The sequence below is a fragment of the Rubellimicrobium rubrum genome, assembly GCF_006152115.1.
GTDB classification, from domain to species: Bacteria; Pseudomonadota; Alphaproteobacteria; order Rhodobacterales; family Rhodobacteraceae; genus Rubellimicrobium; species Rubellimicrobium rubrum.
In genome coordinates this window covers 224,063-245,147 of sequence record NZ_VDFU01000002.1, presented here as the reverse complement: position 1 = coordinate 245,147, position 21,085 = coordinate 224,063, and the positions used below count along the sequence as shown (strand labels likewise).

19 protein-coding genes are annotated in these 21,085 nt (G+C 69.0%); 11 read left to right on the top strand and 8 right to left on the bottom strand.

Features of this window, described 5'->3' with window-relative positions; all coding sequences use genetic code 11:
• Positions 1 to 8 precede the first annotated feature (8 nt).
• Positions 9 to 605 (top strand): DUF1285 domain-containing protein, encoded by a 597-nt coding sequence (locus FHG66_RS02760; RefSeq protein ID WP_139075222.1) that lies wholly within the window; start codon positions 9 to 11, stop codon positions 603 to 605.
• Here the strand turns inward: FHG66_RS02760 and FHG66_RS02755 are convergent.
• Entirely contained in the window at positions 602 to 1,498 is an 897-nt protein-coding gene (locus FHG66_RS02755; RefSeq protein WP_176556098.1) for a DMT family transporter, read from the bottom strand. The two genes, FHG66_RS02760 and FHG66_RS02755, sit on opposite strands and share 4 nt — an antisense overlap.
• Before the next feature lie 174 nt (positions 1,499 to 1,672).
• Here FHG66_RS02755 and FHG66_RS02750 point away from each other — a divergent pair, with 174 nt between their 5' ends.
• Complete coding sequence (locus FHG66_RS02750) at positions 1,673 to 2,422, top strand: hydroxypyruvate isomerase family protein (RefSeq protein WP_139075158.1); 750 nt, start codon at positions 1,673 to 1,675, stop codon at positions 2,420 to 2,422.
• A 22-nt stretch (positions 2,423 to 2,444) separates the two neighbouring features.
• Here the strand turns inward: FHG66_RS02750 and FHG66_RS02745 are convergent, their stop codons facing one another.
• From FHG66_RS02745 to FHG66_RS02725, 5 genes are all read right to left on the bottom strand, one after another.
• Positions 2,445 to 4,604, bottom strand: a complete 2,160-nt coding sequence (locus tag FHG66_RS02745; RefSeq protein WP_139075157.1) for a VWA domain-containing protein — start codon at positions 4,602 to 4,604, stop codon at positions 2,445 to 2,447.
• Positions 4,601 to 5,137, bottom strand: a complete 537-nt coding sequence (locus tag FHG66_RS02740) for an RNA polymerase sigma factor (RefSeq protein ID WP_139075156.1) — start codon at positions 5,135 to 5,137, stop codon at positions 4,601 to 4,603. Before FHG66_RS02740 ends, FHG66_RS02745 begins: the two co-directional genes overlap by 4 nt.
• A gap of 43 nt (positions 5,138 to 5,180) precedes the next feature.
• Positions 5,181 to 6,461, bottom strand: a complete 1,281-nt coding sequence (locus FHG66_RS02735; protein ID WP_139075155.1) for a hemolysin family protein — start codon at positions 6,459 to 6,461, stop codon at positions 5,181 to 5,183.
• A gap of 113 nt (positions 6,462 to 6,574) precedes the next feature.
• Complete coding sequence (locus tag FHG66_RS02730; RefSeq protein WP_176556097.1) at positions 6,575 to 7,750, bottom strand: MFS transporter; 1,176 nt, start codon at positions 7,748 to 7,750, stop codon at positions 6,575 to 6,577.
• A 109-nt stretch (positions 7,751 to 7,859) separates the two neighbouring features.
• Positions 7,860 to 9,338 carry an NAD-dependent succinate-semialdehyde dehydrogenase gene (locus tag FHG66_RS02725; RefSeq protein WP_139075153.1) on the bottom strand — a complete coding sequence of 493 codons (1,479 nt, stop codon included), beginning with the start codon at positions 9,336 to 9,338 and terminating at the stop codon, positions 7,860 to 7,862.
• A gap of 81 nt (positions 9,339 to 9,419) precedes the next feature.
• Here FHG66_RS02725 and FHG66_RS02720 point away from each other — a divergent pair, with 81 nt between their 5' ends.
• Both FHG66_RS02720 and FHG66_RS02715 read left to right on the top strand, forming a co-directional pair.
• Complete coding sequence (locus FHG66_RS02720; RefSeq protein WP_139075152.1) at positions 9,420 to 10,193, top strand: alpha/beta hydrolase; 774 nt, start codon at positions 9,420 to 9,422, stop codon at positions 10,191 to 10,193.
• Between the two features lie 336 nt (positions 10,194 to 10,529).
• On the top strand, positions 10,530 to 11,474 hold the full coding sequence (locus FHG66_RS02715) for a L,D-transpeptidase (RefSeq protein ID WP_246082431.1): 945 nt from the start codon (positions 10,530 to 10,532) through the stop codon (positions 11,472 to 11,474).
• Between the two features lie 4 nt (positions 11,475 to 11,478).
• Here FHG66_RS02715 and FHG66_RS02710 read toward each other — a convergent pair whose 3' ends face one another.
• Positions 11,479 to 11,826 carry a cupin domain-containing protein gene (locus FHG66_RS02710; protein WP_139075151.1) on the bottom strand — a complete coding sequence of 116 codons (348 nt, stop codon included), beginning with the start codon at positions 11,824 to 11,826 and terminating at the stop codon, positions 11,479 to 11,481.
• 101 nt (positions 11,827 to 11,927) lie between these two features.
• On the opposite strand from FHG66_RS02710, the gene FHG66_RS02705 reads away from it, so the two are divergent.
• The 7 genes from FHG66_RS02705 to FHG66_RS02675 are packed head-to-tail and all read left to right on the top strand — an operon-like array spanning position 11,928 to position 18,717.
• Positions 11,928 to 13,022 (top strand): coiled-coil domain-containing protein, encoded by a 1,095-nt coding sequence (locus FHG66_RS02705; RefSeq protein WP_139075150.1) that lies wholly within the window; start codon positions 11,928 to 11,930, stop codon positions 13,020 to 13,022.
• 27 nt (positions 13,023 to 13,049) lie between these two features.
• Entirely contained in the window at positions 13,050 to 14,162 is a 1,113-nt protein-coding gene (locus FHG66_RS02700; RefSeq protein WP_139075149.1) for a hypothetical protein, read from the top strand.
• Positions 14,163 to 14,169: 7 nt separating this feature from the next.
• The gene (locus FHG66_RS02695; RefSeq protein ID WP_139075148.1) at positions 14,170 to 16,110 is read left to right on the top strand and encodes an AAA family ATPase; all 1,941 of its coding nucleotides are present in this window, start codon (positions 14,170 to 14,172) and stop codon (positions 16,108 to 16,110) included.
• Complete coding sequence (locus FHG66_RS02690; protein WP_139075147.1) at positions 16,107 to 16,451, top strand: hypothetical protein; 345 nt, start codon at positions 16,107 to 16,109, stop codon at positions 16,449 to 16,451. Before FHG66_RS02695 ends, FHG66_RS02690 begins: the two co-directional genes overlap by 4 nt.
• Complete coding sequence (locus tag FHG66_RS02685) at positions 16,448 to 17,839, top strand: DUF6638 family protein (protein WP_139075146.1); 1,392 nt, start codon at positions 16,448 to 16,450, stop codon at positions 17,837 to 17,839. The genes FHG66_RS02690 and FHG66_RS02685 overlap by 4 nt, the downstream gene beginning before the upstream one ends.
• A 1-nt stretch (position 17,840) precedes the next feature.
• Positions 17,841 to 18,104: a hypothetical protein gene (locus FHG66_RS02680; protein ID WP_139075145.1), complete on the top strand. Its 264-nt coding sequence runs from the start codon at positions 17,841 to 17,843 to the stop codon at positions 18,102 to 18,104.
• 13 nt (positions 18,105 to 18,117) lie between these two features.
• Complete coding sequence (locus FHG66_RS02675; RefSeq protein WP_139075144.1) at positions 18,118 to 18,717, top strand: DUF1523 family protein; 600 nt, start codon at positions 18,118 to 18,120, stop codon at positions 18,715 to 18,717.
• 27 nt (positions 18,718 to 18,744) lie between these two features.
• Here FHG66_RS02675 and FHG66_RS02670 read toward each other — a convergent pair whose 3' ends face one another.
• Positions 18,745 to 21,081 carry an aldehyde dehydrogenase family protein gene (locus tag FHG66_RS02670; RefSeq protein ID WP_139075143.1) on the bottom strand — a complete coding sequence of 779 codons (2,337 nt, stop codon included), beginning with the start codon at positions 21,079 to 21,081 and terminating at the stop codon, positions 18,745 to 18,747.
• Between the last annotated feature and the right edge of the window lie 4 nt (positions 21,082 to 21,085).

Below are 21,085 nucleotides of genomic sequence, written 5' to 3'. Positions count from 1 at the left end.
CCATGGATATGGGAAAGACAAACAAGAGTGAGACGGGCGACAGCACGCCCCCCTCCGCCGAGGGGCTGGCCCAGGCTGCCCAGGCCGCAGCCCGCCGCGGTCCGCCGCCCGTGCATCTGTGGAACCCGCCTCATTGCGGCGATATCGACATGCGGATCGCGCGGGACGGAACGTGGTTCTACTTGGGCACGCCCATTGGGCGGCCCGCGATGGTGCGGCTCTTTTCGACGATCTTGCGCCTGGATCCGGACGGCTACGTCCTCGTCACCCCGGTCGAAAAGGTCGGCATCACGGTGGACGACGCCCCCTTTGTCGCTGTGGATGTCGACGTCCAAGGGGACGACCTCACCTTCCGGACCAACGTGGACGAGGAGGTCACGGCCGGTCCCGACCACCCGATCCGCGTGGAGCGCGACCCTGCGACCGGTGAGCCCTCGCCCTACATCCTCGTGCGGCGGAACCTTGAGGCGCTGATCGACCGCAAGACCTTCTACCGTCTCGTGGACATGGGGGAGATCAGGGACCACGAGGGCGCCGAATGGTTCGGCGTCCGGTCCCAAGGGGTGTTCTTCCCGATCATCCCCGCGGCCGAACTGCCCGACTAGCGCTGCGCGAGCAGCACGCCCCCGGCCACGATCGCCGCGCCCAGCGCCTGCATCCAGGACCAGTCCCCACCCAGGGCGAGCAGGATCACCATGACGTAGAAGGGCGCGAGGTTGATGTGGAAGCTGGCGACCGCCACGCCCAGGCGCCGCACCGATTGGATCCAGAGGATCTGCGACAGACCCACCGCCGCCCCGCCGTAGATGGCGAGCAGCCCAAGATCCTCCATCGTCACCGACGCCGCCGGCAGGGCGGGATAACCCGCCGCGAAGGCCAGGACCCAGGTCAGGACCACGCCCCCGAAGGCGCCCGTCGAGGTGATGGTCGCCTGTCCCAGCCCCGACAGGCCCGGCAGGCGACGCACCGTCTCGTGGCTGGCCCAGGAGTATAGCAGGCAGGACAGGACCGCGAGGCCCACGCCCAGGAGGAGGTTTCCCTGGCCGCCCCCACCGCCCCAGGTCGCGACGACTCCGCCCAGCACGCTGGCCGCGAGGCCCAGCAGGAACCCGCCCGTAAGAGGCTTTCTGTCCGACACCCATTCCACCACCGTCCCGGTCAGCGGGCTGCACGCGGAGATGACGGCGACGGTGACGGGATCGGTCGCGGCCTGGGCCAGGATGATCAACACCGCGCCCCCGCCAAAGCCCAGTGCCCCGACCCAAAGCCCCGACCCCCAGGCCACCCCGCGCGGCCGCCCCTCGAGCAGGAGCCAGAGCGGCACGAGCAGCAAGAGCGCCATCACGAATCGGCCGACCACGACCGCCAGGGGCTCCCATGTGTCGAGAAGGCCATCGGCAGCCGGAAAGCCCGCCGCCCAGATGGCCATGGCAGCCGCGGCCAGAAGGTTGCCCGAAAGGCGGTCCGAGGCGGCCCGCGAAACGCTGTCGGCGGTCATAAAGGCAAACATCCTCGAACTGGGTCCGAGAGCACCTAGCATACCCACCCCGAGCGGCGACAGGCGGGACGCGTCACGGCCTGACGCATTGCCGACCCGATCCGCGGCCTTTGGGTGCTTGGCGGGCCCGCCTTGCCGCCGCAAGATGCCAGGGACATCCCCAGGACGCCTTCCATGCCCCGTTTCGCCGCGAACCTCACGCTTCTGTTCACCGAGCTTCCTTTCCTCGATCGGTTCGAGGCGGCTAGGGCGGCAGGGTTCGACGGCGTCGAGGTCCTGTTCCCGTACGACTGCCCGGCCCCGCAGATCCTGGAGCGTCTGGACCGGACAGGGCTGGCCATGGTCCTCATGAACTGCCCGCCTCCGAACTATGCCGACGGACCCAGGGGGTTCGCCGCCGTGCCGGCCGCAGAGGCGCGGTTCCGCACCGACTTCCGCCGCGCCGCGCGCTATGCCGCGACCTTGGGCGCCAAGCACCTCCATATCATGGCGGGCGCGGCCGAGGGCGAGGCGGCGCGGGCCTGCTTCGTCCGCAACCTCGCCTGGGCCGCCCAATCCGCGCCGCGCCTGTCGCTGACCATCGAGCCGATCAACGGCCAGGACATGCCGGGCTACTTCCTCCAGGACTTCGGTCTTGCCGCCGAGATCCTGGAACGGATTGGCGCGCCGAACCTGCGGCTGCAGTTCGATGCCTATCACGCGCATCGCCTGACCGGCGACGTCCTGGGCACCTGGGACCGCGTCCGGCACCTCGTGGCCCATGTGCAGGTGGGCGGCTTTCCGGGCCGTCACGAGCCCCTGGGAGGCGAGATCGATTATCCCGCGTTCTTCGCCCGGCTAAAGGCCCAGGGCTACGCGGGCTGGATCAGCGGAGAATACCACCCCGCCGGGGCGACGCGCGACGGGCTGGCCTGGATCCGATAGGACGCGGCCAGCCCGAACGGCATCAGCGTTGCGACAGGCTCTGCGACAGCCGCATGAGGCGAACCGCCTCGGTCCGGTAGCCGAACGGGTCCTCGCCCCGGTTCGCGGTGGCCAAGCCGATGGCGTCCTCGTGGCCCCAGTCGCCGAGAGGCCCGCCTTCCCGCAGGATCTGCGCCCAGCCCGCGACGGCGGCGGCGAAGTGCGCCTCGGACCCGGCCTCTTCCGTTCCTGTGATCGGGGTTTCGAAAAGCTGGCTCTGCTCCCCGCCCGGCTCCTTCCAGCGGAGCCGAAGGAGGCCCCACTCATCGGAGCCCGCCTGGGCCACGCGTTCCGGCTGATAACGCAAGGGCTCGGTGAGCCGGGCGGGGCTGTCCACCAGCGTTACCTCGTAGAGCGCCGTGACCGAATGGCCCGCGCCCAACTCCCCCGCGTCCACCCGGTCGTTCGCGAAATCCTCGCGGCGCAGGGCGCGGGTCTCGTAGCCGATCACCCGGTACTCGGCGATGGTGGCGGAGTTCCATTCCACCTGCACCTTCACGTCCTGCGCGATGGGGAACATCTCTCCGCTCAGCTGGTCCACCAGCACCTTCTGCGCTTCCTGCAGCGAATCGATATAGGCGGCTTGGCCGTTCCCGTTCTGCGCCAGAGCCTGCATCGTCGCATCCTCGAGGTTTCCGCGCCCGAATCCCAGGACCGAAAGGAACACGCCCGACTCCCGCTCCTGCGCGACGTAATCCTCAAGCCCCTCGGGGTCGCTGAGTCCGACGTTGAAGTCGCCGTCGGTGGCCAGGATCACGCGGCTGACCTCGCCCTCGGACGCCATTCGGCGGGCCGTGTCATAGGCCTGTTCCAGCCCGCCCTGGCCGTTGGTGGACCCCCCGGCCGTCAGCCCGCCGAGGGCCCCCAGGATCGCCTCGCGGTCCGAGGCAGGCGTGGGTGGCAGCACGAGACCCGCACTGCCCGCATAGGCAACGATCGCCACCTGATCCTCGGGCCGCAACTCGCCCACCATCAACCCAAAGGACTGCCGTAGAAGAGGTAGCTTGCGCGGGTCGTCCATCGACCCGGAGGTGTCGATCAGGAAGACGAGGTTCAGCGGAGGCCTGTCCTCGACCGCAGGCCGCTGGCCCTGGAGGCCGATAGCCACGAGCCGCGTGTCGGGGTTCCAGGGCGTGGTCATCACGCTCACCGTAGGCCGAAACGGACCTTCCCCGGCCTCGGGGGCGGGGTAGTCATAGGGGAAGTAGTTCACCATCTCCTCGGTCCGCACCGCATCGGGCGGGGGCAGGGCGCCGGACAGGAGCGACTGCCGCACCACCCCATAGGACGCCGTGTCCACATCGATGGAGAAGGTCGAGACCGGTTCTTCGGCGGTGACCTTGAGAGGGTTCGGGTCCGCGTTCGCGAAGCTTTCGGTGGATGGCGTGGGAAGGGGGGCAAGGCTGTCCATGGACCTGGGCGCAAGAACCAGGCCCCGACTCAAGAGGCCGCCCGGGGCCGGAGCGGCCCGTCGTTCCAGCCTTCCGACAGCGGGCGGAAGGGGAGCGAAGGCCTCCGGGTCCGCTGAGGGCGAGCGCGGGGCGGCCTCAGCCTCCTCGGGCGGCAGGACCCAGACCGGCGCGATGGGGTCCGGCAGGGGCTCGGCTTCCGGCACCTCGGCCGAGGCCGCCCCGCTGAGATCGCCGGGCATCTCCTCTTGGACGGCTAGGTCGGGGGCCGCCTGCACGCTCCTGGCGTCCTCATCGCCTGTCGCGACCTTGGCCTGGGGCAGGGACGCCTCTTCCGGGGCCGGCGCCAGCGGATCAGACGGCCGCGCGACGGCCTCCTCGGTCGCGGCAAGGGCCGGCGCCGGATCGGACGCACTGACCTCGCCGCGCTCGAAAGGCTCTAGCAGCAGAGTGCGCCCTGCAGGCGTCAGCACAAGGAAGCCGCAGGCGGCCAGGGCCGTCGTGGCCGTCAGGCCACCTCTCAAGGTGATAGCGTTCATCATATCTCTCGCTCCCGACCACGCGCCCCGTCGCGGGCGCTCGGAACTGGGACGCGGGGCGTGCGCTGCGCCTTGGAGGCGATCAAAGTTTTCCTGCGCGAGCCGCAGATGCGCGGCCCGCGTGGCGGGATCGGGCTTTGGCGTCACTTGCTCCAGGGCGGAGCGCAGGTCGTCCAGATCGTCGTCCGGCGTCATCGCGCCTCCTCCGTCGCACGCAGGGCGCGCAGCCGTTTCTTGGCCTCGGACACGCGCCAGCTGACCGTGCCCTCGGATACTCCCAGAATCGCGCCGGCCTCGGCGTGGTTCACCTCGTCCAGCACGAGCGCCATGGTATCCCGCAGATCCTCAGGCAGCCGCGCCATGGCGGCCAGCAGCCAGTCGGTCCTGTCCCTTCCGTCCGCGATGTCGGCCTGCCGCGCGGCCTCCCAGTCGCCCCAGCCGTCGCTGGCCTTCCTGTAGGTGGCCCGCCTGCGCCGCCGGTCATGCGCGGCATTCACCGCGACGCGCCAGAGCCATGTGGTGACGCGGGCCTCGCCCCGCCAGCTCCGCAGCTTGGCGGGCAGGGCGGCGCAGATGTCCTGGCACAGGTCCTCGGCCTCGGCCCGTGCGCCGGTCAGGCGGAAGCACAGCCGGAACAGCCGATCGTAATGGCGTTCGAGCAACGCGGCAAAGGCCGCGCCGTCCCCTTGGGCGGCCGCCTTGGCCAGATCCTCGTCGCTTGCCATCATGCGCATCGTGACCCTTGGACGCAGGCCAGGGGCCGATCCTTGGTCAGGTCTCGGTGCGGGACACGAGAAGCTTGTCGATCCGTCGCCCGTCGAGGTCCATCACCTCGAAGCGCCAGCCTTCGGCCTCCACTGTGTCGCCCAGTTGCGGCAAGCGATGGAGCTGATTGAGCACGAGGCCCGCCACCGTCTCGTAATCCCCCGCAAGGTCGCGCGACAGGTTCAGCCGCTCCGTGAACTCGTCCGCCGCCATCCAGCCCGAGACGAGGTAGCTGCCGTCCTCGCGCTCGTGCATGGCAGGCTCTTCCACGGCGGTCTCGCGGAAGGTGCCGGTGATCGCCTCGAGGATGTCGCCCGTTGTGATGATGCCCTGGAAGCTTCCGTATTCGTCATACACGAGGCCCATGTGGTTGCGGGCCGCGCGCAGTGTCCCGATCACGTCCAGCGCGTCGGCGCTTTCGAAGATGACAGGCACCTCGCGCATGAGGCGGCGCAGGTCCAGGGGCTCGCCCCGCGACAGCGCCGCAAAGGCGTCGGTGACGTAAAGGACGCCCAGAACCTCGTCGGTTTCCGGGTCCTGCACGGGCAGGCGCGGACGCCCCGAGATGCGGATCGCGTCCAGGGTCACCTCGGAGGGGGCGTCCACCGCCAGCATCTCCACGTCGCGGCGCGGCGTCATGAGGCCCCGCGCCGACCGGTCGGCGAGCCGCATGACGCCCGACAGCATCTCCCGTTCCGCAGGCTCGATGACACCCTCGTCGTGGGCTTCGGACAGGATGCCCCGAACCTCCTCCTCGGTCACGCCCGAGCGTTCCTCGCCGCTTTGGCCCAAAAGATGCAGGACCGCGCGCCCAGACGCGTCCAGCACCCACACGATCGGCGCGGCCAGTCGGCTCACGAGGGCCATCGTGGGCGCGGTCCGCCGCGCGACCCGTTCAGGATCGCGGAGCGCAACCTGCTTGGGCACCAGTTCCCCGATGACGAGCGACAGGTAGGCCAAGAGGACCACGACGCCACCCACGCCCAGGGTGCGCGCCCATTCGGGATCGACCCCCTGCGCCACGAGCCATCCAGCCAGGCGCACGCCCAGCGTCGCGCCCGAAAACGCCCCGGACAGCACGCCGACGACCGTGATGCCGATCTGGACGGTGCTGATGAAGCGCCCCGGATCGGCCGCAAGCTCGAGCGCTGATTCGGCCGCCCGGTCCCCGGCATCGGCGAGCGGTCTGAGACGCGCCGACCGGGCCGAGACGATGGCGAGTTCTGACAGCGACAACGCCGCGTTGAGCAGGATCAGCACGACGACGATCAGGATCTCCGTCAGCACGGCGGCGCGTCCTGCGGCAAGAAGGGGCGGGGCAGCGGTGGCCTCAAGCGATGGCGCCCGGCTCTGGGCCGGACAATCCTGTAATTATGGGCAGCGCCGTGTAGGAGCAAGCGTCACGGCTCCTGCAGCCGCCACGAGGCCCAGATCGCCGCGGCGCCCAGCGCCGCAAAGGCCGCCGACCCCCAGTGGGCGCCCGGTCCCCAATGCTGCATGAGCAGGCCGAACCCCGCCATCGCCGCCACGGACATGCCCTGCTGGAGCACGACGAAGAAGCCTTGCGCCTCGGCCGCGATGTCCTCGCTGGTCCAGTTCGCGATGAACTGCACGCCGGCAAGGAACCCCATGCCATAGGTCAGGCCGTGGAGGGCCTGCAGGAACCACAGAACCGGCAGCCCCGGCGCCTGGGCCATCAGCGCCCAGCGAATCGCCGACAGCACCGCGGAGGCAAGCATGAGCGTCCGCGCCCGCACGCCCCTGAACAGCCGGCGATAGACGAAGAACATCGCCGTTTCCGAAGCCGCACCCACGGCGATCAGGAGCCCCACCGTCCCGAGCCCGATCCCTTGCGCCTGCCAAAGGAGACCCTGGAAGGCGTTGATGACCAGATGGGTCGCAAAGACCGCCGCCCAGCCCAGGAGCGGCAGGAGGAACCAGGGCTTGAGCACCTCGCGCAGGTGCCGCGCGCCAGGGGCGTCCGGATTCGTCCCCGGCGCACGGAAGCGGGGCAGCCCCATCGCCGCCACCGCCTTGAGGGCCGCAAAACCCGCGAGCAGAGGCACGTACGCCCCCTGGCCCAGCCGCTCCATCAGCCACCCCGCCCCTGCGAGCGCGACGAGATAGCCGATCGTGCCCCAGGCCCGGAGCGCCCCGAAGGCGCTGCCCCGCCGCGCGGTCATGCGCATGGCCGCCGCGTCCAGGACAGGGATCGAGGCCATGTGAGGCAGTCCGGCCAGCGTCCAGACCAAGAGGATGCCCCAGAAACCCTCGACCGCGAAGAAGCCCAAGGGTGCCAGGGCGGCGAGCCAGGCGGACCACACGATCACGCCGCGCCAGTCCGAGGCCTTGTCCGCTACGCGTCCCACAAGCCAGTTCAGCACCAGCATCAGGAACAGCGGCACGGCATTGACCACGCCGATCTGGTCCGGCGTGAGGCCGCGACCCGCCATCCACACCCCGGCATAGACGGCGCTCAGCGCGCTGCCCATGAACAGGGTGGAATAGAACAGCGCGGTGCGCGTCTCGGGGGTCAGGATCGCGGGCTCCGAAGCCCCCGTCGGGTGGTCGGTCATGCAGCGGCCCTGATCGTGGCGGGGACAGGACGGGGGTACCGGCCCGTCCGGCATGTAGCGGCGCGGCGCGGGGCGAACAGCCCCCGCAGCCATCGTATTCGGTGCCGGATCAGACCTGCGTGCAGATGTACTTCATCTCCAGGTAGTCCTCGATCCCGTGGCGCGAGCCCTCGCGCCCGAGGCCGGACTGCTTCACGCCTCCGAAGGGCGCGACCTCCGTGCTGATGATGCCGGTGTTCACGCCCACCATCCCGTATTCCAGCGCCTCCTGCACCCGGATCACCCGGCTCAGGTCGCGGGCGTAGAAGTAGCAGGCCAAGCCAAAGATGGTGTCGTTGGCCTGCTCGATCACATCCGCCTCGTCCTCGAAGCGGAACAGCGGCGCGAAGGGGCCGAACGTCTCCTCATGGGCGACCTTCATCGCGCGGGTGGCGCCGGTGACAATGGTCGGCTCGAAGAACTGCGCGCCCAGCGGGTTTCCGTGGCCCCCGGTCAGGACCTTCGCGCCCTTCGCGACGGCGTCCTCGATGTGCTCCCGCACCTTGTCCACGGCCTTGGGCTCGATCATCGGCCCCAGGTCGGTCCCGTCATCGAGCCCGTCGCCCACCTTCATCCGCCCCACGGCGGCGGCCAGCTTCTCGGCGAAGGCGTCATAGACCCCGGCCTGCACGTAGATGCGGTTCGCGCAGACGCAGGTCTGGCCGTTGTTGCGGAACTTGGAGACGATCGCGCCCTTGACCGCCTCGTCGAGGTCCGCGTCGTCAAAGACGATGAAGGGCGCGTTGCCCCCAAGCTCCATGGAGCACTTCATCACCTGATCGGCCGCCTGCTTGAGGAGGATGCGCCCGACCTCCGTGCTGCCGGTGAACGTGAGCTTGCGCACCTTGGGGTTCTCGCAGAACTCCTTGCCCGCCTCCGACGACGAGGTGGTGGTGACGACGCTGAACACCCCTGCCGGAACGCCTGCCTCCTCGGCCAGCTTCGCCATGGCGAGCGCGGACAGCGGGGTGAGCGATGCGGGGCGCGAGACGAAGCTGCAACCGGCGGCGAGTGCGGGCGCGACCTTCCGCGCGATCATGGCGTTCGGAAAGTTCCAGGGCGTGATCCCGGCGGCGACGCCGATGGGCTGCTTGATGACGGTGATGCGCTTGTCCGGCATGTGGCCGGGGATGGTCTCGCCATAGACGCGCTTGGCCTCCTCGGCGAACCATTCGACGTAGGCCGCGCCATAGGCGACCTCGCCCCGCGACTCGGTCAGGGGTTTGCCCTGCTCGGCGGTCATCAGGACGGCCAGATCCTCCTGATGCTCCATCATCAGCTCGTACCAGCGGTGGAGGATCTTTGCGCGCTCCTTGCCGGTCTTCGCGGCCCAGCCCTTCTGGCTCGCATGCGCTGCATCGATCGCGCGGGCGATCTCGGGTCGGGACAGGTCGGGAAGGCGCGCGATGACGTCGCCGCGGGCGGGGTTCCGCACCTCGAAGGTCTTGCCATCCGCCGCGTCCACCCACTGCCCGCCGACAAAGGCCCGCTGGCAGAGCAGGTCCGGGCGCTTCAGCATCGAAGCAAGGTCGGTGGTGTGGTCGAGCATGATCGCCTCCGTTACGGTCGGTGCCAGTGACCACGGCGGGCGGGCCTCGTCCAGCCGGATCGCGACGAAAAGGACAGGGGAATGGACCTCTCGGACGCCTACGCCAACGCTGCCTACATCCCTGACGGAGAGGCCTTTCCCGCCCGCTGGGCCGCTGCCGCACAGGCTTTCCGGGTGTCGCATCCCGCTAAGGCCCTGCGTTACGGCGACGGAGAGCGGGAGTGGCTCCATCTGTTCCGGCCCCAAGGCGCCCCTCGTGGCCTCATGGTGTTCGTCCATGGCGGCTACTGGATGCGGTTCTCGCCCGAGGACTTCTCCCATCTTGCGGCCGGGCCATTGGGGCAGGGCTGGGCGGTGGCGATGCCTGCCTATCCACTCTGCCCGGATGCCACGGTCGGCGGCATCGTCCGTTGCGCGGCCCGCGCGGTGGAGAGGGCGTCGCAAGAGGTCGAAGGGCCGGTCGTCCTGACCGGGCACTCGGCCGGAGGGCATGTCGTAGCCCGGCTCGCCTGCGGGGACGTCACCCTGTCGGTCCGTGACCGGCTGGTGCGGGTAGTGCCGATCTCGCCGCTGGCGAACCTGTTGCCGCTGATGTGGACCGGGCTGAACGAGACCCTCCGCCTCGACATCCCCGACGCCGTGGCCGAGAGCCCGCTGCTGCGACCCCGGCCCGCCGTGCCGGTCGCCGTCTGGGTGGGAGAGCAGGAGCGTCCCGCCTTCCGCGACCAGGCGCTCTGGCTGTCCAAGGCATGGGACGCCTCGCTGGTCGTGGAGCCCGGTCGCCATCACTTCGACGTCATCGAAGGGCTGGAGCATCCTGGCAGCGCCCTAACACGGGCCATCGTGGGGGTGTGACGATCCAGTCCCCTGACGCGCCGCGACCCCTGCCCAGGCTAATGGCTGGGCAGGGGTCGGGATGGCGTAAATCACGAACAGTATGGACGTCTTGGAAACAGTCTGCTTGGAAAGTCTCGGTGCTTGCAAATCTTGCCGCGTCTTTTAGACGCATCGAACGGCTCGAGAACAGTCGGGTATTTCCTACCTTGGTCGGCCCGGCGTGTTCCTTGCCCGGCTCGGCGCGTCCCCGCCATGGGCCGGAGTTGTCCACAGTTCCCTGCGGGCTGACGCATTGCACCACCGACTCAGCCTGTTAACGTGGCGCCCAGCCCCGCTGCCAAAGGTAAGCCGCCCATGTCCCGTTTCCTGTTCGGTGCCCGGCTCGCGATGCGCGCCATGGGCCTTTGCGCAGCCCTGTCGCTGACCGCCTGCGTCGTGGCCCCGCCCCCCGAGCCCCAGCCCGAACAGACGATCGACGGCATCCCCGTGTCACAGATCGTGCCGGGCTACGAGAGGATCGAGGACAACGGCTATGTCCTCCCGGCGGTGCCCGCAGGTTACCTGGCCGGCGTGAACCGGCGCGCGGTCGTGCCCTATCGCGGCACGGTCGCCCCCGGCTCCATCGAAGTCGATCCCTACGCCAAGTTCCTTTACTGGGTCCAGGCGGACGGCACCGCGGTCCGCTACCCGATCGCCGTGGGGCGCGAGGGGCGGGGGATCAGCGGGTCCTTCTCGATCGCGCGCAAGGCCGAATGGCCGGGCTGGACGCCCACCGCCAACATGCTGCGCCGTGAGCCCGAGGTGTACGGGCCGTTCCGCAACGGCATTCCGGGCGGCCTCGCCTCGCCGCTCGGCGCGCGGGCGCTGTACCTTTATCGCGGCTCGCGGGACACCTATTACCGCATCCACGGCACCAACGACCTGTCCTCGATCGGAAGCTCCGGGTCTGCGGGCTGCATCCGGCTGTTCAACCAGGACGCCATTGACCTGTACAACCGCATTCCGGACGGCACGCGCGTCGTGATCCGCTCCCGCGAGGACTCCGTGCGGATCGAGGGGCCTCTCATGGCGACCCGTGGCGTGCAGCTGCCGCCCTTCTACTCGGGCGAGGGGCAACGCCCGCCGGTGCCGCAAGCCATGGTCCCCGACGAGTATTACGGCAACCCGGCCGCGCAGGCGGGCGTGTCCTACATTCCCGACGAGACCGACATCTATGGCGTCGATGGCGCGCCTTTGGCCGCCGCATCACCCACCGGGGTCGAGATGATCAGCACGAGCTACGCGCCCGCCCAGGGCTGACGCGTCACACGGACACGACGTAATCCTTGAGCGTCGTTTCCAGCACCTCCCAGGTGCCCTTGAAGCCCGGGCGGATCACAAAGCTGTCGCCCGCGCGCACGATGCGGGCGGCGCCGCCGTCCTCGGTGATCACCGACAGCCCTTCGACGATCCGGCAGTACTCCCATTCGTCGTAATGGATGCGCCACTTGCCGGGCGTGCATTGCCACATGCCGCAGTACAGGCTGCCCCGCTCCTCGGCGTTCCAGGTGGTGAAAACGGGGTCTCCCCCCACGACCTTGTCGGCGGGAGGACGCGAGACGACGGGCGCCGCCGCGTTCCGAGACAGGAAGAGAAACCGTTCCTCGCTCATCGCGGCCCTCCGATCACAGGCTGATTCGGCACGTGGGAACCTTTCCAACCTGCACTACACTCCCCAGATAACACGGAATTGCGAGCGCAGGAGAGGACAGCATGGCCGACTTCGAGACCCAGATCCGTGAAAGCCAGGCCCAGGTGGCGCAAGCCCAGGCCAAGATTTCGGAGCTGACCTCCCGCATCGAGGGGGCCCGCACCAAGATGGCGCAGGGCACCGAGGTGTCCCTCGACATCGAGAATGCGACGCTGCAGGACGTGCACAAGCACACCGATCTCATGAACGCCAACATCGCCGAGCTCATCATGGGCCTCGATGACGTGACCTCGGCGTTTTCCCGCGACTTTGCGGAGATGCGGAACAAGACGGGCTGGGAAAGCTTCGTGGGCTTCTTCAACGCCACCCGGTCCGAGGCCATGCGGCAGGAACGCATGCGCATGGCGAGCATCGACGACAAGCTTCAGGATTTGATCGCCAAGTCCGACACCATCGTGAACCTGCTGGAAAGCCAGCTGGCCATGCTGGAAGAGCAGAAGACCAAGGTGGAGGGCAACCTCGCCTCGACGCTGGCCGAGCGCGAGCAGGTCGTGACCGAGCTGGAGGGTGTCCGGGCCGAGATCCGGGCCATGGACCCCAAGATCATCGACCTTGAGAACCGCATCGGCGCCGAGACGGACCCCGCCGCGCGGACCCGGCTGGAGACCGACCTCGCCGGGATGAACTCGCGCCACAACGAGTTGGTGCGGCAGGAGCAGGTGAAGCTTGCGCTGTCGCAGACGCTGGAGCGCTACATCGAGAGCGGCAAGACCTGGATCGACTCGCTCCAGAACCAGGCGGCGACGCAGATGGTGCTGATCAACAAGCTCCGCACCGACACGCGGCAGCGGGTGGTGCTGTATGATGCGCTTTCCAAGTCGCTCAAGACCGCGCAGCAGCAGGACGTGGCGCACCGCATCAACGAGATCGGCGTCAAGACCGACCAGGAGGCCCAGACCGCCATGGCCGGCATCGGCGCGGCCACCAACGCCCGCATGGCCGACATGCTGGAGGCTCACGAGCAGCAGATGATCTTTTCGCGCGATGTCATGGAGGCCAAGGCCCGCGCCGATGAGCGCTTCATGCGCCGCTTCCAGGCCATCGTGGAGAAGCACGACAAGAACCTGTATGGCGCGCAAGGGGGCGGGCAGGGCTGAGGCCGTCATGCCCGGAGACCCCGCGCCGTGGAACTGACGCTCGACCATCAGGTCCTGGCGGACACCGTCGCCACGCGGCGCTACTTCCGCAAGTTCGAACGGATCACCACGCACCTTGCCAAGGTCGCCGCCGAGGAGCAGGCGGCGGGCCGCATGACAGCGCCCGAGGTCGAGGCCTTGGCGCGGAGCCTCGTGTCGCTGAACCTCACCTTTCGGGCGCTGGCGCTGAAATACCACTTCGCCGGTGCAACGCGGGAGGCCGGGACGCTGACCTTTGATCGCGTGGAGTCGGGCTTTCCCGTCGCCTCCGAGCTGATGGAGATGGCCTCGGACGCCACGCAGGCCGAACGGCACCTGGCGAGCCTGCCCACCGTCGAGGCGCTCAAGGACGAGATGGTCCGCGTGATCCTGTCGGAGCGCGTAGTGCCGACCCGCCTGCAATACGCGCTGAGCCAGCGGCTCTACTACGAGGAACTGGCCAAGGGCGGGCTGTTCTGGGCGCGAAACGACCCGGAAGCCGTCTGGCTGGGCAACCTCGCCGAGGGCCGGGCCGAGCGGCGGCAGTATCTTCTCCGCTGGGGCGTCTACGAGACGACCGACAACCTTCCCGTCATCTACCTGATGACGCTGGAGGACACGGGCCGCGAGGGCCTGCCCAAGGACGGCACGCGCTGGCCCATGGTGCAGCGGCACCTGATGGCGCAGTCCGTGGGCGGCCTCACCCTCCTGACCATCGCCAGGGGCTTCGACGAGGACTTTGGCGATCTTCACCCCAAGCGCCTTCGCCGCATCAGGCTCGGGCCCATGTATTCCTCGGCCTTCACCACCCAGACCGGCCCGATCCGGGAGGTTCTGACCGCCGCCCGGGCCCCCGAGGGCGAGGATTGGGCGCTGGCCTGGACGGAGGAGGACCTGATCTCCGAACGGGTGGAAGAATCGCCCTCCGGCTGGTTCGGGGTCCAGGAGCGTCAGGTTTTTGCCTTGGCCGAGCCCAGGGAGCGCGGCCTCTCGGGCCTCGACCGCTCCATCATCCTGCCCGCCCGGCCGTATCAGGCGCTGGCCGAGCTCGACCCTCCTGCCTTCCGGTCCATGCGGAAGGTCGTGGTGGGCGAGGGCGGGCGCATTCTGAACCTGAAGTGAGACCCGAATGAGCCTGTCCGCCGATCTCATGGAACTGCGCGAGGAGGACGTCCGGCGCCACTATCCGGCCGCGCTGAACCTGCTCCAGGGTTTTGACCATGCGCCCAGGATCGCGCAGGGAACCGCCGCTCCGGCCCCCGAACGGTCGCCTGGGATCGGCACGCGCCGCGCCTTCCGGCCCACGACGCCGGGCCTCGTGACCCAGCGGACGACGCTTCCGGGCGCCGTGCACCTGCTGGCGCGGATCGAAGGCGTGCCGGGGTCCGAGGGGTTGCCGTCGCCGCTCCAGGCCACCGTTGCGCAGGCCGTCCGCCGGGCCATCGCCATCGCCATGGCCTTGGCCGAGCAGGTGGCGCTGCGCTCCGGTCTGTCCGACCTCAAGCGCGCCAACGCCGCCGGAAGCCTTGGTCCCGGCCAGCAGCCCGACTTCGCCGAACTCAGCACCGCCGAGTCGCTGGTGACGCTCCATGTTTTTGCCGATGCGCTGGCGGTCCTGTTGGCCCCCCATGCGGGCGGAGAGCCGGTGGAGATCGGCCACCTCGACGAGGTGCTGACCGACAACGCCCCGCTCGCCCTGCAGGGCGCGCTGTGGGAGCTGGACCAGGACATCGCCACGCTCGCCACCACCGACCAGCGCCTTGCGGGCACGGTGCTGGCCTTTGCGGAGGCGCTGATGGCCCGCGTCGCCGCGCGCGCGGCGCATACGCCGGGGCTCGGGGCCTTCACCTCCGCGAGTTGGCGGGTCGCGGCGGACGACCTGACGATCCAAGGCTTCACGCCGTCGCGCAAGGGGCGGGGCCCCGCGCTCCAGATGACCTTCAAGAAGCCCGAGGAGGTCGTCGGCAACCACATCGCCAAGCATCAGGCCATGAAGCTTGCCAAGATGCTGATGGCCTACGACTTCGACCGGCGGCTGAACCCCTTCGTGGAGGAAGGGGGCTTCATCTTCACCTTCATGGGCGACGGCGCGCCGGGGACGGGCAAGACGACGCTGATCCAGATGATGGCGGGCCTCGTCCACGGCTACTGCGAGGGCGCGGGGGTGCCGTTCCGCTACCGGAACCTTTCCACCGACAACATCGACTCCTACCAGGGCAAGTCCGGCCAGAACGCCAAGGCCTTCGTCAACGAGATCACCGACCCAACCGTGATCGGCTTCGGCACCATCGACGACATCGACACGCTGGCGGGCAAGCGGGGCGACCGGCAGGCCTCGGCGGGGCAGCTCGAGATCACGGCCGTCCTGATGGAAAGCTTCGCGGGCGCGAACACGGTCGTGCGGGGGAACTGCACCTTCGGCATGTTCTCGAACCACCCCGAGAACGTGGACGACGCGCTACGCCAGCGGGCCGGGGCGCGGTTCCTCGTGGACGGGCCGCAGACTCGCGCGGACTACATCGACATCCTGGCCCTGCTCCTGGGCAAGAACCACGGCATCCCGTTGGGTGACCACCGGCTGTTCGAGGCGCAGGCGATCCAGCGCGCCGTCGCGGAAAGCTATGCCGCGCATTCCCGGCCACAGGAAGCCGGGCTGGCCGAGATCTGGTCGCGCGTGCAGACCCAGGTCGGCCCGCTCGACACGCTGGCCAAGATCGGAGCCTACCTCAAGGCGATCCAGGAGGTGGAGCCGCGCTTTACGGGCCGCGCCATCAAGAACATCACCGACGCGATCAAGGTCCGCGCCATGGACGTGGAACTGCCCGACGAATGGATGGCGGAGCCCGACCTGTTCCTGCGGAAGGACTACGACACCAAGGCCGCGATGATCCGCGAGCTTCGCCGTCCCATCACGCCCGAGATGGTCCTGCAGGAGATCAACCGCTACGCCGATTCCGAATTCCGCTACAGCGACACCTCGGACGAGGCCGCCATCGAGGCCGCCGTCCGCGACATGCGCCGGATGGAGGAAGCCAAGCGGCGCTACCTCGCGGAACGGGGGACCACGTGATTCAGGGCTTTGCGGATGGGCTGATCGTCCCGGCAGCGGCGCTGGCCTTCCTCGGCTGGCTGGTGCCCCGGATTCTGAGCCTCATTTTCCCCGAGGGCGTGAGGGCCCTGCTTCTCCTCGCGCTGACCTCCTTCGTGGCCCTGCTGGCGCTGAGCATGGCGGCGTTCATCGGGCTGTATGTCCTCCGGGGCGTCCCCTTCTCCGAACTGTTCTACGCGGGGCCGATGGACGGCCTGTTCCACTTCCTCCGGCTGGGCCTTGCCTCGACCCTCCTTTGGGCGCCGCTCATGATCCTGTCCATCGCGGGCCTGCCAAAGCATTGGGTAAAGGAGACGTGGTGAGACGCCTCATCGAAAAGGGCCTGATGTTCGGCGGCCTCGTCCTCGTGGACAGCCCCGTGCTGGTCGAACGCTACAAGCGCGCCCTCAAGCACCTGACGGGCAAGGAGACCGCGCTTCCCGACTTCCACATCGACATGTCCGGCTTCTCGCCCGAGATCGGGGACGAGCTGGGCGACGAGCATTACCTCAACCCTCCTGGCTTCAATCGGCAGTTCATCCTTCTCACAACCGACCAGAAGAAGGCGCCGCTCCTGAACGCCCGGTTCTCCACCTCGCGCGGGGTCCTGCGGCAGTTCATCGAGGCGAACGAGGCCGAGTTGTTCGCCCTGACCGCCCGCGACGCCGTGGCCGGCGAGCTGGTGAACTCGGTCTATGCCGCCGACAGCCCGGCGCGGCTGTTCGACATTCGGCAGGTCACGGTCGAGGCCGACACGACGCAGGGCACCGTTGCCACCGCCGAACGGCTCACCGGGCTCATCGACCGCTTCAAGACCGAACCGGACGCCTGGTGGGACGACACCCTGATCGGGGAGATGATCCAGCTGGCCGGCGTGACGGGCGACCTGTCGCGCAACCCCGTCCGGCTCCGGTCCATGACCTTCGAACAGGACGATTTCTGGACCTCGCATTTCGGCGGGGTCTATATCCTCCGCTCGGTGCCCCATCCGGCGGCCATCGTGGCTGGGGGCAAGCACGCGCTGGGACCGCTGCCCATCGCCGACGTGCTGGACCTGACCGACCGGACCGGCATCGCCCGCTTCCTGTCCGTCAATGAACTGGCCGAGCCCATCGTGACCGGCCGCGGGGCCGAGGTGGCCGCCGTCCTGCGCCAGAAGATGGACTTCATCGTGGCGGAGGTCGCGGGGTCCGAGGGGCATGTCTCCGAGGCGACGACGCGCCGTGATCTTCGCGCGCTGGCCCGCCGATATGCCGGGCGACTGCCGCAGGAATGGGAGGGGCTCGCGCAGCTCGTGGCCTGGGCCGAGGACGGGGCGCGCTGGCCGCGGATCACCTCGGACCACCCGGCCTACTTCTACACGCTGCGGGCCAAGCGGACGCCCGACGCCGATCTGGTCAACATGCTTCTGGCCGAGCTGTGCCCGCTGGACATCCGCCAGCTCTTCATCTGCCACAAGGAGCTGTTCTACCGGCTCTACCGCACATGGTCCGAGGCCAAGCAGGCTTTTGTCGCCGAGGTGCTGGCCCGCGAATACATGGTGGACAAGGCCGGCACGCGCGACGCCCTGTTCGGGCCCGAGGAAACCATGGACGAGCCCGCCGCCCCGGTTGCCGGACCCTGGGGGGCGCCCGCCAAGCCGTCGCGGCCCCAACGCGGCGACGACATCATCGACCGGGTGGGGCCCTGGGACTCCCTGAGGCGGCGCTGAAATGGGGTTCCTCCGCGTTCTCCTGTTCGTCCTGCTGATCCTGCTGGTGCTGTACTTCATCCTCTCGGTATGGCTCCGCCTACGGGAAAAGCGGCGGATGAGGGAAGAATGGGAGGCCGGGGACAGGCTCGTGGAGCGGGACATCTTCGTGGAGGTCGGCATGGCCGACTACGATCGGTCCCTTCGCAGGCGGCTCCTGTGGCTCGTTGTCATCGGCCCCATGGCGGGCCTGCTTCTCCTGCTCTATCTCCTCAACGTGTCTTGAGAAGGAAGAGTCGATGCGCGTCGTGAAATGGGTGTTGGGGCTGCTCGTGCTGGTGGTGGTGGGGCTGTTCCTCCACTACATCCTGCCCAGGCATGAGGTGGTCTACGTCACCTCGACGGAGAACAGGATCGTCTCGCCGGACGAGGTGCGGGGCTTCCGCTCCTTCAACGAGGCGACGGCCAACGCTCAGGGCCAGGTCGTCACCGACGTGTTCTTCATCAACACGACCAAGCGGGACGGCGGACCCCTGGTGTTCCGCAACGAGGACACGGGCTTCGGCTTCCCGCCCTACTTCAAGTTCGACAGCGCCAACCTGCAGGCCGAGGCCCAGGACGCCGTTTCGACCCGCGACACCCCGCGTTGGGTGATCATGCGCTATTATGGCTGGCGCGTCCCGTTCCTGTCGATGTTCCCCAATGCCGTGTCCATGGAGCCTGCTGCCAGCCGGGACGTGCGGGTCATCCCCTGGTTCAACATCATCATCCTGACCCTGACCATCGCCGTCGCCTGGGCGATCTGGTCCCGCATCCGCCGCTGGCAGCGCCGCCGGGCCGACCCGATGTCCGCCGCTTGGCAGCCCGAGCGGCCCCGTCGCGGCTGGTTCGGTCGGTAGCCATCGCCTGACCCTGGGGGGAGGCGTTCAGCCTTCCCCGTAAGGGATCCAGACCGTCTTGACCTCGGTCGCCGCGTCGATGAAGGCGCGGTCGTCCGGTCGGGTCCAGTCGCGGGCGCGGGTCTCGACCCAGGTCCGCTTGAGGTTGCCCGCCGACCCGGCTTCGATCACCCGCGCGAGCGGCTGGGACGAGAAGCTCCACACCGCGTCGATGTCGAGGTGCGAGGCCAGCACCGGGGCCAGTTCCTTGTGCGAGCCGGTCAGGATGTTGACCACGCCACCCGGCACGTCCGAGGTTTCCAGGACCTGATAGAAGTCCGTTGCGGCCAGAGGGTAAGGCTCCGAGGCCACCAGCACCGTCCGGTTTCCCATGGCGATGGCCGGGGCCATGGCCGCGACCAGCCCCAGAAGCGGCGCGCGGTCATCGCAAAGCACCCCGATGGTCCCCACCGGTTCGCGCATGGCGAGCGCCACGCCCCGGAACGGTGCGCCTGCAGCGCGGCCATCCACCTTGTCGGCCCAGGCCGCCCAGCGGAACAGCGTCCGCAGCGACGCCTCGACCTCCTCGGCGCCACCTTGGCCGGTCAATCCGTCGATGCGGCGGGCGAACTCCTCAGCCCGGGCGGACAGATTCTCGGCCAGGAAATAGAGGATCTGTGCGCGGGCGTGACCCGTGGTGCGGCCCCAGGACCGCGCGGCGTTCGCCGCCTCGACGGCATTTCGCAGGTCCTTGCGGTTGGCGAGGCTCGCGTGCCCCAGCAGCGCACCGGACGGGCCCCAGACCGCGCGGGAGTAGCCGCCATCCGGCCGCGCCTGCTTGCCGCCGATATAAAGCTTGTGCGTGCGGTCGAGAGCGTCGAGCGGCTGGCCCTCGCCCGTGAAGGGCTCTACCGGGTTCAGCGCGGCGCCGGGCGTCGCGGCAGGGCGGGTGTAAGCCGCCAGCCCTTCCCAGCCGCCTTCGCGTCCGAAGCCCGATTCCCGCACGCCGCCAAACGGGGCTGCCGCGTCGAACATGTTGGTGCCGTTGATCCAGACCACGCCCGCCGCCAGCTTGGGCGCGATATCGAGCGCGAGGTTGACGTTCTCGCTCCAGACCGTCGCGGCAAGGCCGTAGCGGGTGTTGTTGGCCAGTTCCACCGCCTCGGCAGGCGTGCGGAAGGTGGTGCCGACCAGCACGGGGCCGAAGATCTCCTCCTGCATCAGGGGGGACGCAGGCGACAGGCCGGTGATGAGCGTGGGCGGGTAGAACGACCCCTTGGCCGGGATCGGGCAGGGGGCGACATAGCGCTCGCCCTCGGTGCTGGCCTCCACGAGGCGGGTGATGGTGGCCAGCTGCACCGGGTCCACGATGGCGCCGATGTCGATGACCTTGTCCAGCGGATCGCCGATCCGCAGCGTGGCCATCCGCGCGCGGAGCTTGCGGTGGAACGTGTCGGCCACCCCCTCCTGCACGAGGAGGCGGGAGCCCGCGCAGCAGACCTGGCCCTGGTTGAACCAGATCGCGTCCACCAGCCCTTCGACCGCCGAGTCGAGGTCCGCGTCCTCGAACACGATGTACGGCGACTTGCCGCCCAGCTCCAAGGTCAGCGCCTTGCCGGTTCCGGCGGTGGCCTCGCGGATGCGGCGGCCAACGGCGGTGGAGCCGGTGAAGGCGACCTTCTCCACCGGGGCGGCCACGACCATCTCGCCCACGGCCCCATCGCCGGTGACGATGTTCACGACCCCCTTGGGCACCCCCGCCTGACGGCAGAGGTCGGCAAGAAGGAGCGCGGTCAGCGAGGTGTACTCGGCGGGCTTGAGGACGACCGTGTTGCCCATCGCCAGCGCGGGGGCGACCTTCCAGGCCAGCATCAGCAGCGGAAAATTCCAGGGAATGACCTGCCCGCAGACGCCCAGGGGCGCTCGGCCGGGTAGTTCCGTCTCCATCAGCTCGGCATAGCCCGCGTGATGATAGAAGTGCCGCTGCGCCAGCGGGATGTCGATGTCCCGGCTTTCCCGGATGGGCTTGCCGTTGTCGAGCGTTTCCAGCACCGCGAACAGCCGCGACTGCCTTTGCAAGAGGCGAGCAATGGCATACAGCACCCGCGCGCGGCCATGCCCGCCCAGGCCCGTCCAGCCCGGCTGCGCGGCGCGGGCGGCGGCCACGGCGCGATCCACATCCCCTTGAGTGGCCTGCGTGACCTCGGCCAGCGCCTCGCCAGTGGCGGGGTTGCTCGTGGCAAAGGTTTCGCCCGGCTCGGTGAAGGCCCCGTCGATGAAGCAGCCGAAGCGCCCCCCGTGCGAGGCGATCCAGGCCAGCGCCTCGGACGCGCTTTCGGGGGCGGGGCCGTACTCCATGCTGTCGAAGATTTCCTTGATGGTCATGGCG

Bases quoted from the DNA above. Each gene is read 5' to 3' on its own strand.
- FHG66_RS02755 (WP_176556098.1), bottom strand. From the start codon at position 1,498: ATGACCGCCGACAGCGTTTCGCGGGCCGCCTCGGACCGCCTTTCGGGC.
- FHG66_RS02695 (WP_139075148.1), top strand. From the start codon at position 14,170: ATGAGCCTGTCCGCCGATCTCATGGAACTGCGCGAGGAGGACGTCCGG.
- FHG66_RS02740 (WP_139075156.1), bottom strand. From the start codon at position 5,137: ATGATGGCAAGCGACGAGGATCTGGCCAAGGCGGCCGCCCAAGGGGAC.
- FHG66_RS02705 (WP_139075150.1), top strand. From the start codon at position 11,928: ATGGCCGACTTCGAGACCCAGATCCGTGAAAGCCAGGCCCAGGTGGCG.
- FHG66_RS02725 (WP_139075153.1), bottom strand. From the start codon at position 9,338: ATGCTCGACCACACCACCGACCTTGCTTCGATGCTGAAGCGCCCGGAC.
- FHG66_RS02710 (WP_139075151.1), bottom strand. From the start codon at position 11,826: ATGAGCGAGGAACGGTTTCTCTTCCTGTCTCGGAACGCGGCGGCGCCC.
- FHG66_RS02760 (WP_139075222.1), top strand. From the start codon at position 9: ATGGGAAAGACAAACAAGAGTGAGACGGGCGACAGCACGCCCCCCTCC.
- FHG66_RS02720 (WP_139075152.1), top strand. From the start codon at position 9,420: ATGGACCTCTCGGACGCCTACGCCAACGCTGCCTACATCCCTGACGGA.
- FHG66_RS02675 (WP_139075144.1), top strand. From the start codon at position 18,118: ATGCGCGTCGTGAAATGGGTGTTGGGGCTGCTCGTGCTGGTGGTGGTG.
- FHG66_RS02680 (WP_139075145.1), top strand. From the start codon at position 17,841: ATGGGGTTCCTCCGCGTTCTCCTGTTCGTCCTGCTGATCCTGCTGGTG.
- FHG66_RS02670 (WP_139075143.1), bottom strand. From the start codon at position 21,081: ATGACCATCAAGGAAATCTTCGACAGCATGGAGTACGGCCCCGCCCCC.
- FHG66_RS02730 (WP_176556097.1), bottom strand. From the start codon at position 7,750: ATGACCGACCACCCGACGGGGGCTTCGGAGCCCGCGATCCTGACCCCC.
- FHG66_RS02750 (WP_139075158.1), top strand. From the start codon at position 1,673: ATGCCCCGTTTCGCCGCGAACCTCACGCTTCTGTTCACCGAGCTTCCT.
- FHG66_RS02715 (WP_246082431.1), top strand. From the start codon at position 10,530: ATGTCCCGTTTCCTGTTCGGTGCCCGGCTCGCGATGCGCGCCATGGGC.
- FHG66_RS02745 (WP_139075157.1), bottom strand. From the start codon at position 4,604: ATGACGCCGGACGACGATCTGGACGACCTGCGCTCCGCCCTGGAGCAA.